The following is a 13,968-nucleotide window of genomic DNA, read 5'->3' as shown; positions in this document are numbered from 1 at the left end:
AATTCACGGTCTTGCCGTAACAAGCGTCAATTCGTGACTGACCAGAGACCAAAACAGCCCCGTTTGAGAGAAATGCAGCCGCAAAATGACGCCTGTGACGTCAACATCGTCATTTTGCGGCTGCTCGCTCTTTTGGCGAAAGTTTGAAGGAGCTAACAAGGACGACGCATCAGCGGGAAATCTGCTAAAGTGCAGCCCATGGCAAGAACACCTGATACCCCCAAAGTCGCTCGCCGCCGCGAGCGCGAGAAGCGCACCATCTCGAACATGGTGGCGATTTACTGCGCTGGCAATCACGACGCGCCTGCGCGCACCGAGACAAGTTTCGCCGGCGAGACGCTCTGCCCCGCGTGCAAGGCCATCGACGACTACTGCGTCCTGCGCACCGAGCGCTGCCGATCCATGGCTCACAAAACAAGCTGCGAGGAATGCGGTAACCACTGTTACGCCCCCGCCCAGCGCGAACAGATCCGCGCCATCATGCGCTACGCTGGCCCCCGGATGATCCTCCATCACCCCGTGGCCGTCATCCGCCACCTTCTGAAGAAATAAGGGCGCCCTCGCGCCCCTTGACGGTGCTACATCCCCAGATACGCCAACAGCCCCTCGCAGCCATCGCACACGTCTGCGTAGGTGGTTTCGAAATCGCCCGTGTACCACGGGTCGTCGACGCTGCGGCTGGTGCCGGCGAATTCCAAGAGCTTGAACACCTTGCCGTCGGGATCACCGCCAAGTATCCAATTCATGTTGCGGATATTGGCCGTGTCCATGCCGATGATGAAGTCGAAGGCATCGTAGTCGGCACGGCGCAGCTGCCGAGCACGCTTGGCCTCAAAGCCGCCAATGCCGTACTCGCGCAGCACCGCCGCCGTGCCCGGATGCACCGGGTTGCCGATCTCCTCGGTGCTCGTCGCCGCCGACTCGATGTGGAACTGCTCGGCAAGCCCCCGCCGCGTCACCATGTCCTTCAACACGAACTCGGCCATGGTCGATCGGCAGATGTTGCCGTGGCAAACGAAAAGGATGCGAATGGGTGTTTGGGACATGGGGAAATCCTTTGCATGGAGAGGGGCGGTCCTTGCTTTCCAGTAAATTATAGAGGAACTTGGATTTCGTTCAATCGTGCACTTTCTATGCTAAAATTCCGCCCACGTGCCAGCAAAGTCCGCGCGGGCGGCGCTCCGAGAGTAAAGGAGTGCTGCCATGGAGAGTATTCTTTTCGCCGCTGCGGCGGTCGCCACAATAGCAGGCTTCGTTCTTGAGGTCTGGCGGGAGATGAAATCGACGCGAACGGATGACGAAGGGAGAAAGAGAGAGGGCCAGCGCTAACTGACCCTTCATTTCGAAAATACCTGCGCCGCCCGTGACACCTTAGCCTAGCAACTACGGAACGGGCTTTGCTGGTACGCCTTATATTATAGCCCCTTGCAGCGCTTTTGGGAACCGTTTCGAGATTGCTCTTCGGAAACTCTTCGGCCGAAGCTCGCTGGCTGACTTCAAGCTTAAACTAATCACTAAACCCGCCAAAAGGCACCGATAATGGGGCCTTTTACTTTTGCGCAGTACATCATTCCATGATTCTATATTTCCTGAAAAAGCGAAACTCATTGCTAGCGCCGCAAAGCGCGGCGGCGAGTTTCGGATGCCTCATCAAACCACGCGCATACCATCAAATCAATGGCGTTACAAAAAGCTGACCCATCTCTCCGGCATCTGCGAAAGAAAGATAGAGAACGGCGCTCTCAATACTAGCTTTAGCTTCTTCCGACAAGGAACAATATATTGCCAGATTTTCCTTCGACAACGGTTCGATGAAGGCGGCTTCGCCATTTGAAATACTTGCACGAATAAAGTATTTATTATTGATGAGAATTGCTGCATAGGCATCTGATCCCAAATGGACAGACGAGGGGAACCTGCTCTCCATTTCCCCCTGAACAAGAAGGTACGACTCACCCGGAACGTCATCTTCGGAGTTCAAGGCGTAATCGTGCTTTCTGCTGCGAATCTCGAAACTTTCCTTCCATTCGACAGATTCAAGAGAAACAGCCATGTCATCCCCAGAATAGTCCTCGCCAAGTGGAAGAATAACCCTCCTAGGCATTTCGTCGTAGGGATTGTCAGAGATCCTTTTTGCTGGCTTGTCGGAGCCATTCTCACCAATAAGGGTGTCGGGGTCGTCGAACTCAAAGCTCAATTCACCACCTGATTCATCAAACGAGAGGGTAATAGAGTTGCCTTCCACGGCTCTGACTGTGTATAAGGAAGGAATCTCTCCATCACCTAAGTAGGCGAGTTTTCCGTCAAACATCACCTCATTGTACCCATCATCCCAAATCCCAACCAGTTCGTCAGCACCGTTTAATTCGCTGGTATCCTGGCTGACTTCTACGTCTTCGCTGGCATCCGAAGACGCAACCTCATCGCTTTTGGCTGCTTGCTCTTGAGCATTTAAGCCGGAGTTCACCTCTTGGCTCGAACTACATCCGTCAAGACAGCCAGACACGCAAAACGCCAAGACAGTCACAAGCGACGCCACCGCAACTCCCTTAAATCTCCCGCTCATTTCTTCTCCTTCCAGTTGTAGCCAGTGCGCCATTTCTACCTCATGTCGTGCGTAACTTGTTGCGCAACAAATGGCAAAGGCAGCACTTTTCTACTGCGGAGAAGGCTCAATTGAAAAGGAGAGTATCCACCGCGGTCGCCACAACTGTTCGGAACGCTCGCAAATGCGAACCACCAAAGAAAGGTGGATACCCTCCTTGACAGTGGTTCAGATGAAGTTGTAAGCGTTCCGGAAGGAACAGTTGTGGTAAGGCGTATTCTTCCGCTGGCTTTTTGCGCTTCCCTCCTAAAGCAAGGGCCTTTATAATTCAGAAAGCCGTTCAGTTTCTGACACAGGCAATGCAATTTCAAAATGAAAATTCTGACACTACAGGCTGACACAGGAAGCAAATATTTGTTTTATATCACCTGATAAGATAAGGAGAAAGCAGTAAATGGCAGAGTTCATCTACCAAATGTACAAGGCCCGCAAGGCGGTGGGCGACAAGGTTATTCTGGACGACGTCACGCTGTCGTTCTATCCCGGCGCGAAGATCGGCGTCGTGGGGCCCAACGGCATGGGCAAGTCCACCCTGTTGAAGGTCATGGCCGGCCTGGAGGAAGTCTCCAACGGCGAGGCGCGCCTGACGCCTGGCTACACCGTGGGCATCCTTCTGCAGGAGCCGCCGCTTGAGGAGGACAAGACCGTCCTCGAGAACATTCAGATGGCCTTTGCCGACGTGCTCGCCAAGATGGAACGCTTCAACCAGATCGGCGAGGAGATGGCCGCGCCCGACGCCGACTTCGACGCCCTCATGGACGAGATGGGCAAGCTGCAGGACGAGATCGACGCCGCGAACGGGTGGGATCTCGACTCCCAGCTCTCCCAGGCCATGGACGCGCTGCAGTGTCCCGACCCGGACGCGCCCGTGAGCATCCTTTCCGGCGGCGAGCGCCGTCGCGTGGCGCTGTGCCGCTTGCTTCTGGAACAGCCCGACTTGCTGCTGCTCGACGAGCCCACCAACCACCTGGACGCCGAGTCGGTCCTCTGGCTCGAACAGCACCTGAAGACCTACCCCGGCGCCGTGCTCGCCGTCACCCACGACCGCTACTTCCTCGACCACGCCGCCGAGTGGATCTGCGAGGTCGACCGCGGCCAGCTGTTCCCCTACAAGGGCAACTACTCCACCTACCTGGAGACCAAGGCCGCCCGCATGGCCGCCCAGGGCCAGGCCCAGGCCAAACTTGCCAAGCGCATGGAGCGCGAACTGGAGTGGGTGCGCAGCTCGCCGAAGGCCCGTCAGGCGAAGTCGAAGGCGCGTCTAGCCAACTACGACGCCATGGTGGCCGAGGCCGGCAAGGCGAAGAAGCTCGATTTCGCGGAGATTCAGATTCCCGCCGGCCCCCGTTTGGGCTCGAAGGTGCTCGTAGCGAAAAACCTGCACAAGGAATTCGACGGCCGCGTGCTCATCGACGACTTGTCCTTCGAGCTCCCCCGCAACGGCATTGTGGGCGTGATCGGCCCCAACGGCGTCGGCAAGACCACCCTGTTCAAGACCATCGTGGGCCTAGAACCGCTCGACGGCGGCGAGCTGGAAATCGGCGAGACGGTGAAGATCGCCTACGTCGACCAGAACCGCGCGGGCATCGACCCGGACAAGAAGCTTTGGGAAGTGGTGTCCGGTGGCACCGACTACATGATGGTCGGTGAGACCGAAGTGCCCTCCCGCGCCTACGTGGCCGCCTTCGGTTTCAAGGGAGCCGACCAGCAGAAGCCCGCGGGCGTGCTCTCCGGCGGCGAGCGCAACCGGCTGAACCTGGCGCTCACCCTGAAGGAGGGAGGCAACCTGCTCCTTCTGGACGAGCCCACCAACGACCTGGACGTGGAGACCCTCTCCAGCCTTGAAGCGGCGCTGCTCGACTTCCCCGGCTGCTCAGTCGTGGTCAGCCACGACCGCATGTTCCTCGACCGCATCGCCACGCACATTCTGGCTTGGGAAGGCGATGACGAGAACCCCGGCCGCTGGCACTTCTTCGAGGGCAACTTCGAAGCCTACCAGGCCGACCGCGAGGCGCGTCTCGGCAAGGAGGCCGCCAAGCCCCACCGCCTCCACCGCAAACTAACCCGCGACTAGGCACCGACAGCTCCAGGGGCCATCAAGGCCCCGAGCATCATATTTTCCTACCGAAGAGGGCGATCTCACAGGGATCGCCCTCTTTCTATCTTTTGATTGATATATTGCTGAGCTTTTCTCTATCATTTTTTCGAATTCATGTCGAATATGTCCTAACCTAACTGATATGATGCCCCTATTAGGCAATCTATAGATTGGATAATCATGAGAGAACACGACATGTCCCAGCAAATTAAGGAGATCCGGAAGCACTACGGACTCTCCCAGCAGGCCTTTGCGCGGCTACTCGGCATCGGCGAGGCCAGCATCACTCGCTACGAGAAGGGCATCGCCCCTACCAAGGCCAACGCCAACCTCATTCGCGCCGCCATGATCCCCGAGTTCATGGCCGGCTGCCTCGAGCGCGACGGCGACGTGCTCACCCCCAAGCAGCGCGCATCGGTCGAGAAGATCGTCTATGCGGAAGTGACCTTTGATGAGGAAGGAGACATCATGGACATGACGGAAATCTACGAGCTGACGTTGCAGCAGGAGGTGTTGAACGAATCCGCCTGGGATATTATGGCGCAAATCTCCCGAGCGCGCGCCGACGCGAAGCTCAAAGGCAACGACGAGCTGACGATAATCTATGACGACATCGAGCAACAGATCGCTCGTCTTGTGCCCGAAATTCTCTCAGACTCAGCCGCCAACCAACGAGCTATCGATGAGATACGAGGTCAGCTGAAAGGTTTCCAGCAGTTCCTTTCGATCCAGCTTGCAAAGGCGGCCTAACTATGAGCGACGAAGAAAAGTACACCGAAAGGGAGTTCAGCGAAAAGTTCGAAGAGTTGCGTTGGAACCTCCTGAACGCCTATCGCCCCACACTTGAATCGGCGCCCCAGGCTTTTTTGCTCGGAGGCCAGAGCGGGGCAGGAAAAACCACACTCCACAAGATCATCCATCGTCGACTGGACGGCAACGGTATCAGCATCAACGGGGGCGACTATCGAAAGTTTCACCCCCGCTTCTTGGAGCTTCAGCGCATTTACGGGGACGAAGCCGTTAATTACACCGCGCCATGGGCGGGGCGCATGACCGAGGCGCTTATCGACTCGCTCTCGCGCATCGGGTACAACCTCGTCATCGAGGGCACGCTGCGCACGGCGGAAGCGCCCTTGAAAACGGCGGAGCTGCTGCGCCAGCGCGGTTACGGGGTGTCCCTCGCGCTTATGGCCGTAAAGCCGGAGATCTCGCTCGTCAGCTGCCAAATTCGCTACGAGGAGATGCGCGTAGCCGGCGCGACGCCCCGGGCCACCGACCCGGCGCACCACAACAAGATCATCGATCAGATCGTCTCCAACCTCGGCGTCCTGGAAGCAAGCGGAATGTTCGACGAGATCGCCCTCTACGACCGAAGCCAAACGCGTCTGTTCCCCCGCGAGGGAGCTGGCGACAGCGCCGAAGAAGCCTTACGCACCATCCTCTTCGACCCCTGGACTCCCGAGGAGCGACGCCACTACAACGAGCTCAAAGCCAAGCTGAACTACCTGAAGACAAAGTAAAACCCGCCCTGCGCTACCAACGACGAGCGGGTTTCAAGCCCCGTGGGGGACGAACCGAACCGTCCCCCACAGCTGTCTTCATTCTAGCATGAATGGAGATACCGCGGGATAGCCGAGAGATGCGCTATTCGTTATGAACGCTCTGTAGCCGACTCTTCTTCCTCAGCGTCGTCAACTGGCTCGGAATCGTCTATCGCCTCGAGCTCATCGGCCGGCTCGGAATCGCCGGGCTCTTCGGCGTCGTCGGCCTCCCCGGCCTCCGCGGCAAGGGCGGCGTCTTCGGCCAGAAGGCGGTTGAACTCCTCCACGTCGTACAGCTCGCCGGTGTCGCTCAGCTCGTCCACCACGGGAATCTCGTCAGCGTCGTCCGCATCGCCGGCAAAGTCCTCGCCCCAGCCGTCCGCAACGCCGTAGTCCTTCATGCCGAAGCGCGCACGACCGCAGCTCACCAGGCGCGGCTCGAAGCCTTCCGCCTCATCGTCGCTCGCAGCATCAGCGTTGTACCAGTGGTACTCCTCCACCGGTACGGCGGCCACTGCAGCAGCCGCGGCGGCGGCCGGTGTGGCGCCCTTCCTGGAACGCAGGGCGTTGCGGCGGCGCAAGGCGGCCTGAAGAGCGGTCTCTTCCACGACCTCGCGCGCATCGCCATCGGCGCCCTCCCCGCCTTCAACGCTCTCGTCATCAAGCAAGGGGTTGAAGGTGGCCACTGAAGCGGCAGCCGCCTCCGCCTCGGCAGTGCGCTGCTTGCGGGACTCGGAAACCAAGCCCGCTACGGCGCCCGCAGCGGCAAGGCCGAGGACGCCCACGGACGCAGGACCGGCCATCTTCGCGGCATCGAGCCATTCCACCTCACCGGTGGAGGCCAGCGCTTCGTGCATGCTGCCGGCAACGCCGTACTTCATCACCTGTACCACGTGGTGGCCGCCCTGCTCGCTCACACCGAGCACTGAAGCGTTGGCCCAGCCGCGCTCGCGCAGAGCCGCTGCGCGCTCGTTGGCCCGGGAAACCACGGCATCGCGATCGTCGAAGGCCAGCGCGTCCAGCGGGCAGGCAGCCACACAAGCGGGAACGCCTCCCTCGGCCACCTCGGCCGCGCACCCGTCGCACAGGCACAGCTCGCCGTGCTCTCCCCGATGGCGGGGGGCATCGGCGGGACATACCATGGCGCACAAATGGCAGCTCACGCAACGCTCCGCATCCAAGGTCACAAAGCCCGTCTCGCCGCTCACCGCCAGCGCCCCGGTGGGGCACGCTTCCGCGCAAGGCGCCTCGGCGCAGTGCACGCAGCCGGCGCGGGCCGCCTCCCACACCGTGCCGCCGTCGGCCAGCGTGCGCTCGAAGCGCGCCACGGCAAGCGGCGCCTCCTCGTCCAGCACGGCCGCCCGCCCGAACGCGCGCGCCGCCATATCCTCCGACGACGACGCAGGCCCGAGGCCGAAGCGGCCCTTGCAGGCAGCGACGCACGCCTGGCAGGCAGAGCACCGACTGCTGTCGAAAAGAATTGCCTTGTCAGCCATGATGCTCCCCCTAAGCCTTCTCGATATCGACCAGGAAACCCTTGACATCGCGGGCCGCCCCCACGGGGCTTTCCGCCGCAGGGGCCAAAACGCCCCACATGGCCGCCGCGGCGTCCTCGCTGCCGAGGGCCATGCCGTTCAAGCACACATAGTGGCCCTCGTTGTCCTCGCATTGGAAGGGACGGATGCGGTCGGTGACGAGCACCGGCGCCTCAACGGATCCGCGCTCGTTGAACACGCGGGCCCACTCCCCCGTGGCCAGGCCGCGAATGCGAGCCAAACTCGCCGACATTTCCACGAAGCAGCCGGGCTCCGCGGCAGCCAGCGTCTCGCTCAGGGCGCGCCGAGCGCCGTCGCGGCCGTCCGAGCCGTTGATGACCGCCGCAATGGGATAGGCCGCGCGATCCGCCTGCATAGAGGAGTAGTCCGGCGCCAGCGCATCGGCCACGGCGGCATCCACCGCCCCGTCATCGCCTGCGGCACCGGACGCCTTCGCGGCGGCCGCCAGCAGCACCGGAGAGGCGTAAGCCCCGTTCAGGCGATTGTTCAACGGGGACTCCAACGGTTCGTAGTGCTCGGGCACAGGCCCGTCGCCCAACCGGTCGGACACCAAAAGCCCCACCTGCTCCCAAGTACCGGGGAAGGCCTGGTTGTCCGGCTCGAGCCATCGTCCGTCGCGCAGAATCGGGAAGTCGGGCGCGTCGATGCAGGCCCAGCTCTCCCCCTCCCAAGTAAGGAGATTGCGCTCGCGCACCCAGGGCTGGCCCGCCAAGTTCGCGCTCGCCCGGTTGCCGCGCACCCGCACGTTGCCGGGCCACGTGAAGCGCCAGCCGGGGAAGAGCCCCAGACCGCTCTCGTCGGCACCGTCGCGACGTCCCACGGGTTGCTCGGCCGCATCAGCCGCACTGGCGCCGTTCGACCACAGCCCCGCCAGGAAAGCCGCGCCGCAGGCCGTCGAGCCGTCGGCGCGCAGCCCGTCGGCACCTTCCAAAAGCACCAGCTCGCCGCCGTCCCAGTCGCTGTCCTCGACGACATAGCCGTTCATCGCCCAGGCCACCTTCACCAGATCGATGCTGTCGGATGTCACGTAGTCCCACCGGGCCTTAAGGATCGGATCCGTCGCCGCACCGCCCTTGGTGTCGTACAGGTTGAACACGCGCTCCCACACATCGCCGATGATGGCAGCGTCCGTGCGGCTCTCGGCCGCCGGCTCAACCGCCGCCGCAGCATGCTGCAGAAGGCGGCCGCCGCTCGCCCGGATGCCGGCCTTCTCGAAACCGAGGGCGCTCGGCAGCTGGAACACCGTCGTCTGCTGCTGGGAGGGATCTTCCACCCGTTCCCAGAACGTAGCCGTGAGGTTCGGCGAGCCGTCGGTCACGACGAGCCACGCCAGGCGCCCCACATCGTCGGCCGTAACGCCCGAAGACGCGCTCCCCACCAGATCGGCGCCCCACAGGAAACACCCCTGCAGCAAGCCTGTGCGCAGCGCCTCGCTGAACGACGCACCGCCAGCTGGCGCCTTGGGCAGCCAATCGTAGCCGTAATCGTTGTCGAAAGCCGCCTCCTCGCCCCACCACTCGCGCAGGGCCGACACCAGGGCACGGGGCCGCAGAGAACCCGCGCCGGCCGGCTCGGTATGGGCCTCGAGCCACGCCTGGAGCGTCGTCTCGCCCTCGGTGGGCCAGGGAAGATCGCCGCAGAACATGTCCGGCGAAAGCCCCATGGCATCGGCCAGCCCCTCGTTCGCGGCACCGCCCAGATAGGAGATACCGCCCCCCGGCACGCCGATGTTGCCCAAAAGCAGCTGCACCACGGCGGCCGCCCGAGCCGCCTGGGCGCCCGTACCATGCTGCACGAGGCCGGGGCCGGCCAGCATCTTGCCCGCCCCCTCCACCGCGCCCGTAGCCGCGAAGGCCCCGTAGGCGCGCTCGAGCAGCGACCGCTCCACGCCGCAGACGGTGGCCACCGTGTCCAAGTCGTAGCGGGCGAGAAACTCCTGCAGGCGCACCCAGGCGCAAGCCGGGTCCTGCAGCGTGATATTGCGCTCGCAGCGCGGCTGGGACGGCACGGCCCAGGCAGGGACGCCCTCACCGCGCACCCAGGAGAACTCGCCGTCGAAGCGCATGTTCCACGTGTCGAAGCCGTCGGTCTGATAGCCCCAACTGGTCTTGTCGTAGGCGCCCGTCAGAGGATCCCAGCCGAAGAAGGCCCCGGAGGACGCGTCGAAGGAGAAAGAGGGATCCATGAGGTAGGAGGCGTTGGTGAAGTTCAGCACGTACTCGGGCTGCCAGAGGGAATTGTCCATGGCGTACTTGGCCAATCCCCCGAGAAACGCGATGTCGGTGCCGGGCCGGATGGGCACGTGGATGTCGGCCATCTCGGCCGAGGCCGAGCGCAGCGGATCCACGGCGATCCAGAGCGCGCCCGCATCCCGGGCACGCTCGATCCAGCGAAGGGAGAGCGGCTGGCTTGTGGCAACATCGGCACCCAGAGTGAGCAGGCAGCCCGTGTTCGCGATATCGCTCCAGAGCCCGTCGGGCTCGGCGATGCCGAGGGTCGCGGCGACACCGGCTGCGAAGGCGCGCCGACCGAAAGCCGCTTCGGAGTCGATGTTCACCACGCCCCAGGATCGCAGCGCCTTGGCGAGCAGGAACTGCTCCTCAGCCACAAGGCGCGCGCCGCCGAAGCTGCCGATGGCCCGAGTGCGCATGACCGGCACGCCGCGGGGACGCTTCCGGGCGCCGTAGTCGTTGTCGCCGTAGCCATCGTCGCCGTAGCCGCCGCGGTCGCTCCAGTCCCATTCGTCGAAGTCCGTCTCGCCCTGCGCCTCATCGTCGGCCTCCACGCCCTCGATGCTCTCTTCGAAGGTGGCATCCCGCGTGTCCTTCACCAAGGTGGCGATCTCATCCAGTGCTCGATCCCAGGAGATGTCTTCCCACGCATCCGACCCAGCACGACGCACCCGCGGCGAGGTCAAGCGCCCCGGACTGGCCGTCGTCGCGCCTTCGCTCGCGGCGTCGTTGCCGCCCGCGCCATTGCCACCATCGCCACCGGCGCCGTCCTCGGTCGCCCCTTCGGGCGCCTTCCACAAGTCGGTCAGCGCCTGAGCGCGCAGGCAGAGCCGCCCTTCAGAGAACGGATTCGCGCCGTCGCCGCGCACCGCCGCCACCCGCCCGTCCTCCACCTCGAGCACCAGTGTGCAGGCGCCCGGACACTCCTCGCAGACGACGACCGGCCCCGCAGGGGCCGCAGGCTCTTCGGCCGGCGCCTCGTCGGTGCCGGCGGGCTCTTCGGCGACCCCTTCGTCGGCCCAGGCTCGATTCGGATCCAAACCCCATGCCGCGCTTCCCGCCGCCACGGCTCCGGCACCAGCCAGAAAGCCTCTCCGCGTCAATTTCATGGACGAACGTCTCCTTCGCACAGGCCCGCGTCCTGCTAGCGCAAGCCTATTCACACCCTGTCTCTTAGAACCTTCATTTTCACACAAGAGACCGTCGTGCGGACGCTCAAAAACCCCGAGCGCGCGCCGTAGGCGAGATGCCCACAAATTGTCCACGATTGCGGCGCTGATCTGCCCATTGATGAGGTTTATCCTCGTCTTTTCCCATTGGAAACATTCGCCCCCTAACCTAAGCGCATCAGAAAACCGCACCATGAAGGAGGCCCCATGGCCCGCATCAATCGCAACTACGAGAAGCTGCCCGGCAGCTACCTGTTCTCGGAAATCGCCCGGCGCACCGCCGCCTACCAGGAAGCGAACCCCGACGCGCGCCTCATCAAGATGGGCATCGGCGACGTCACCCGCCCGCTCGCCCCGGCCGTCGTCGCCGCCATGCACGCCGCCGTAGACGACCTCGCCGCCGCCGAGACCTTCCACGGCTATGGGCCCGAGCAGGGCTACGCCTTTTTGCGCGACGCCATCGCCGAGCACGATTTCGCCGCCCGCAACATCGCCATCGACCCCGACGAGATCTTCGTCTCCGACGGCGCCAAGAGCGACTGCGGCAACATCGGCGACATCTTCGCCGAGGACAACGTCGTGGCCGTGTGCGACCCGGTCTATCCCGTCTACGTGGACACGAACGCCATGGCCGGCCGTGCCGGCGACTACGATGCGGACGCCGAGCGCTGGACGAACATCGTCTACATGCCCACCACCTCCGAGAACGACTTCACGCCAGCCCTGCCCGACGTGCCCGTCGACCTCATCTACCTCTGCTCGCCGAACAACCCCACGGGCACGGTGCTCTCCCGCGAGGCCCTGCAAAAATGGGTCGATTACGCCAACGCCACGGACGCCGTCATCCTCTTCGACGCCGCCTACGAGCGCTTCATCACCGACCCCGCCATTCCCCACTCCATCTACGAGATCCCCGGCGCGAAGACGTGCGCCATCGAGTTCCGCAGCTTCTCGAAGACCGCCGGCTTCACCGGGGCCCGCTGCGGCTACACCGTGGTGCCGCGCGATTTGGTGCGCGAGGGCCAGAGCTTAAACGCCATGTGGAACCGCCGCCAGACCACCAAGTTCAACGGCGCCTCCTACGTCATCCAGCGGGGCGCGGCGGCCATCTACACTCCGGAGGGGGCGGCCCAGGTGGACGAGACGATCGACTTCTACCGCGCCAATGCCCGCACGATAAAGGAGGGCCTGGCGGCGGCCGGCCTTGAGGTGTACGGCGCCGACAACAGCCCGTACGTGTGGTGCCGCACCCCTAACGGCACCGGCTCCTGGGACTTCTTCAACCGCCTTCTGGAAGAGGCCAACGTCATCACCACTCCCGGCGCCGGGTTCGGGCCGGCCGGCGAGGGCTACATCCGCCTGACCGCCTTCGGCGACGCGGACGACACGCGCGAGGCCGTCGAGCGCATCAAGCGGATGCTCGATGCCGAGAGTCGCGACTAGCCGAAGCGCACCACGGAACCGGCGCTCAGTCGAGCCCGCGCGCCGTTTGCTGACGCTTGTCAACAAACGCTCCACAATTGATCGCCGATGACGCGACTCAACAATTCGCCGCTATACTGGTCACCATCGCATTGACCGCATCGATTCAAGGAGAGACACCATGAACACCAACCATGCGAAGGCCATCAAGGGCATGAGCATTGCCAATATCGTGCTCGCAGCCCTCGGCATTTTCGGCATGCTCATCGCTTGGGCAGGCCTCGGCGTCGGCGGCGCCGCCATTTCCGGCTCCGGCTACGACTACTTCTACACCGACGACGGCCTCTATTTCACCACCGATGACGTGTCAGTGCTGCTCGGCATGCTGGGCTTCCTCGTCTTCCTCGTGATCGTCTGCGCCGTGCTCATTCTCATCGCCGGCATCCTCGGCGTGCGCGGCGCGGCCAAGCCCGACAAACTGCGCGGCATCATGATCTGGAACATCGTCGCCGCCGTGGTGAGCCTTCTCTCCTGCTGCTGGGTGTCGCTCGTGCTCTGCATCATCGTGGCCGTGTTCGCCAACAAGGATCGCGCCCTGTACGCCGCCGCGCCGGCGCCCGCGGCTCCCTACGGCTACGCGCCGGCCGCTGCGCCTGTCGCACCGGTAGCCCCGCAGCAGCCCGTCCAGGCCGCCCCCGTCGCGCCCCAGCAGCCTGCCGCCCCGGCGCCCGTCGCTGCTACCGCCCCCGTAGCCGCGGAGGCCGTCGTGACCGAGACCGTGGCCGCCGCCCCTGCCGAGCCGGTTGCTGCCGAGGCCGTGACGACCAAGGGCGCCGACCCCGTCCCGGCCGAGCCCGTGGCCGCCGTTGCGGAGGAGACGGTCGCCGAGCCCGTTCCCGCCGCCGTGATGGAAACGGTCGAGGAGGACACCTTCGCCCCGGCCGAGACCCCCGAGGAAGCCGCCGAGGCCGCAGCCGAGCCCGCCATCATCCTGCCCGACAACTACATCGAAGATGCCCAGGCCGGCGTGACCGTTGTCGAGGAGATCCCCTCCGACGCCGACACCGCAGCCGCCGACACTGCGGCCGAAGCCGACGACAACGACAAGCCCAGCGCCTAGCGCGAAAATTCCCTGAGCAGCCTTCACGGCACTGGCAGCCAACCGCCAAAAGACCTCCCGCCTCCGGTCAGGAGGTCTTTTCTTTTGAGCACTTTTCTGACCACCTTTCCATGTAATTGCGATGCCGCCGTCTGCAGTGCCGGACAAAAACTGGGGGTTTGGTATCTTTGGGCGCTCTCGCTCTGGCAAGATGGTGGGGTGCTCCCGACGTACCAAGCCACCTCCA

11 protein-coding genes are annotated in these 13,968 nt (G+C 63.5%); 7 read left to right on the top strand and 4 right to left on the bottom strand.

The window, feature by feature from the left end; all coding sequences use genetic code 11:
• Positions 1 to 198 precede the first annotated feature (198 nt).
• Positions 199 to 552, top strand: a complete 354-nt coding sequence (locus tag AEQU_RS02135; RefSeq protein WP_022739280.1) for a nitrous oxide-stimulated promoter family protein — start codon at positions 199 to 201, stop codon at positions 550 to 552.
• Positions 553 to 578: 26 nt separating this feature from the next.
• Here the strand turns inward: AEQU_RS02135 and AEQU_RS02130 are convergent, their stop codons facing one another.
• Positions 579 to 1,046: a low molecular weight protein-tyrosine-phosphatase gene (locus AEQU_RS02130; protein ID WP_022739279.1), complete on the bottom strand. Its 468-nt coding sequence runs from the start codon at positions 1,044 to 1,046 to the stop codon at positions 579 to 581.
• A 157-nt stretch (positions 1,047 to 1,203) separates the two neighbouring features.
• Between AEQU_RS02130 and AEQU_RS13015 the strand changes: the two genes are divergently transcribed.
• Positions 1,204 to 1,329: a hypothetical protein gene (locus tag AEQU_RS13015; RefSeq protein ID WP_279055468.1), complete on the top strand. Its 126-nt coding sequence runs from the start codon at positions 1,204 to 1,206 to the stop codon at positions 1,327 to 1,329.
• A 340-nt stretch (positions 1,330 to 1,669) separates the two neighbouring features.
• Here the strand turns inward: AEQU_RS13015 and AEQU_RS02125 are convergent, their stop codons facing one another.
• Positions 1,670 to 2,566 (bottom strand): hypothetical protein, encoded by an 897-nt coding sequence (locus AEQU_RS02125; protein ID WP_022739278.1) that lies wholly within the window; start codon positions 2,564 to 2,566, stop codon positions 1,670 to 1,672.
• A gap of 433 nt (positions 2,567 to 2,999) precedes the next feature.
• Between AEQU_RS02125 and ettA the strand changes: the two genes are divergently transcribed.
• The 3 genes from ettA to AEQU_RS02110 all read left to right on the top strand — a co-directional run bounded on the left by ettA (position 3,000) and on the right by AEQU_RS02110 (position 6,223).
• On the top strand, positions 3,000 to 4,679 hold the full coding sequence (gene ettA / locus AEQU_RS02120; protein WP_022739277.1) for an energy-dependent translational throttle protein EttA: 1,680 nt from the start codon (positions 3,000 to 3,002) through the stop codon (positions 4,677 to 4,679).
• Positions 4,680 to 4,898: 219 nt separating this feature from the next.
• The gene (locus AEQU_RS02115) at positions 4,899 to 5,453 is read left to right on the top strand and encodes a helix-turn-helix domain-containing protein (RefSeq protein WP_022739276.1); all 555 of its coding nucleotides are present in this window, start codon (positions 4,899 to 4,901) and stop codon (positions 5,451 to 5,453) included.
• Positions 5,454 to 5,455: 2 nt separating this feature from the next.
• Positions 5,456 to 6,223: a zeta toxin family protein gene (locus AEQU_RS02110; protein ID WP_022739275.1), complete on the top strand. Its 768-nt coding sequence runs from the start codon at positions 5,456 to 5,458 to the stop codon at positions 6,221 to 6,223.
• 131 nt (positions 6,224 to 6,354) lie between these two features.
• On the opposite strand, the gene AEQU_RS02105 is transcribed toward AEQU_RS02110, so the two are convergent.
• Together AEQU_RS02105 and AEQU_RS02100 are read right to left on the bottom strand one after the other, a co-directional pair.
• Positions 6,355 to 7,740: a 4Fe-4S dicluster domain-containing protein gene (locus AEQU_RS02105; RefSeq protein ID WP_022739274.1), complete on the bottom strand. Its 1,386-nt coding sequence runs from the start codon at positions 7,738 to 7,740 to the stop codon at positions 6,355 to 6,357.
• A gap of 10 nt (positions 7,741 to 7,750) precedes the next feature.
• Complete coding sequence (locus AEQU_RS02100) at positions 7,751 to 11,140, bottom strand: molybdopterin-dependent oxidoreductase (RefSeq protein WP_022739273.1); 3,390 nt, start codon at positions 11,138 to 11,140, stop codon at positions 7,751 to 7,753.
• 267 nt (positions 11,141 to 11,407) lie between these two features.
• Between AEQU_RS02100 and AEQU_RS02095 the strand changes: the two genes are divergently transcribed.
• Both AEQU_RS02095 and AEQU_RS12575 read left to right on the top strand, forming a co-directional pair.
• Positions 11,408 to 12,643: an LL-diaminopimelate aminotransferase gene (locus AEQU_RS02095; RefSeq protein WP_022739272.1), complete on the top strand. Its 1,236-nt coding sequence runs from the start codon at positions 11,408 to 11,410 to the stop codon at positions 12,641 to 12,643.
• A gap of 160 nt (positions 12,644 to 12,803) precedes the next feature.
• Entirely contained in the window at positions 12,804 to 13,742 is a 939-nt protein-coding gene (locus tag AEQU_RS12575; RefSeq protein ID WP_022739271.1) for a hypothetical protein, read from the top strand.
• Positions 13,743 to 13,968: the final 226 nt, after the last annotated feature.

The sequence above is a fragment of the Adlercreutzia equolifaciens DSM 19450 genome, assembly GCF_000478885.1.
GTDB classification, from domain to species: domain Bacteria; phylum Actinomycetota; class Coriobacteriia; order Coriobacteriales; family Eggerthellaceae; genus Adlercreutzia; species Adlercreutzia equolifaciens.
This window is presented reverse-complemented; position numbering and strand designations above follow the sequence as displayed.

Coding starts and splice junctions, on each gene's coding strand:
- ettA (WP_022739277.1), top strand. CDS start 3,000: ATGGCAGAGTTCATCTACCAAATGTACAAGGCCCGCAAGGCGGTGGGC.
- AEQU_RS02110 (WP_022739275.1), top strand. CDS start 5,456: ATGAGCGACGAAGAAAAGTACACCGAAAGGGAGTTCAGCGAAAAGTTC.
- AEQU_RS02125 (WP_022739278.1), bottom strand. CDS start 2,566: ATGAGCGGGAGATTTAAGGGAGTTGCGGTGGCGTCGCTTGTGACTGTC.
- AEQU_RS02135 (WP_022739280.1), top strand. CDS start 199: ATGGCAAGAACACCTGATACCCCCAAAGTCGCTCGCCGCCGCGAGCGC.
- AEQU_RS02100 (WP_022739273.1), bottom strand. CDS start 11,140: ATGAAATTGACGCGGAGAGGCTTTCTGGCTGGTGCCGGAGCCGTGGCG.
- AEQU_RS12575 (WP_022739271.1), top strand. CDS start 12,804: ATGAACACCAACCATGCGAAGGCCATCAAGGGCATGAGCATTGCCAAT.
- AEQU_RS02105 (WP_022739274.1), bottom strand. CDS start 7,740: ATGGCTGACAAGGCAATTCTTTTCGACAGCAGTCGGTGCTCTGCCTGC.
- AEQU_RS02095 (WP_022739272.1), top strand. CDS start 11,408: ATGGCCCGCATCAATCGCAACTACGAGAAGCTGCCCGGCAGCTACCTG.
- AEQU_RS02130 (WP_022739279.1), bottom strand. CDS start 1,046: ATGTCCCAAACACCCATTCGCATCCTTTTCGTTTGCCACGGCAACATC.
- AEQU_RS13015 (WP_279055468.1), top strand. CDS start 1,204: ATGGAGAGTATTCTTTTCGCCGCTGCGGCGGTCGCCACAATAGCAGGC.
- AEQU_RS02115 (WP_022739276.1), top strand. CDS start 4,899: ATGTCCCAGCAAATTAAGGAGATCCGGAAGCACTACGGACTCTCCCAG.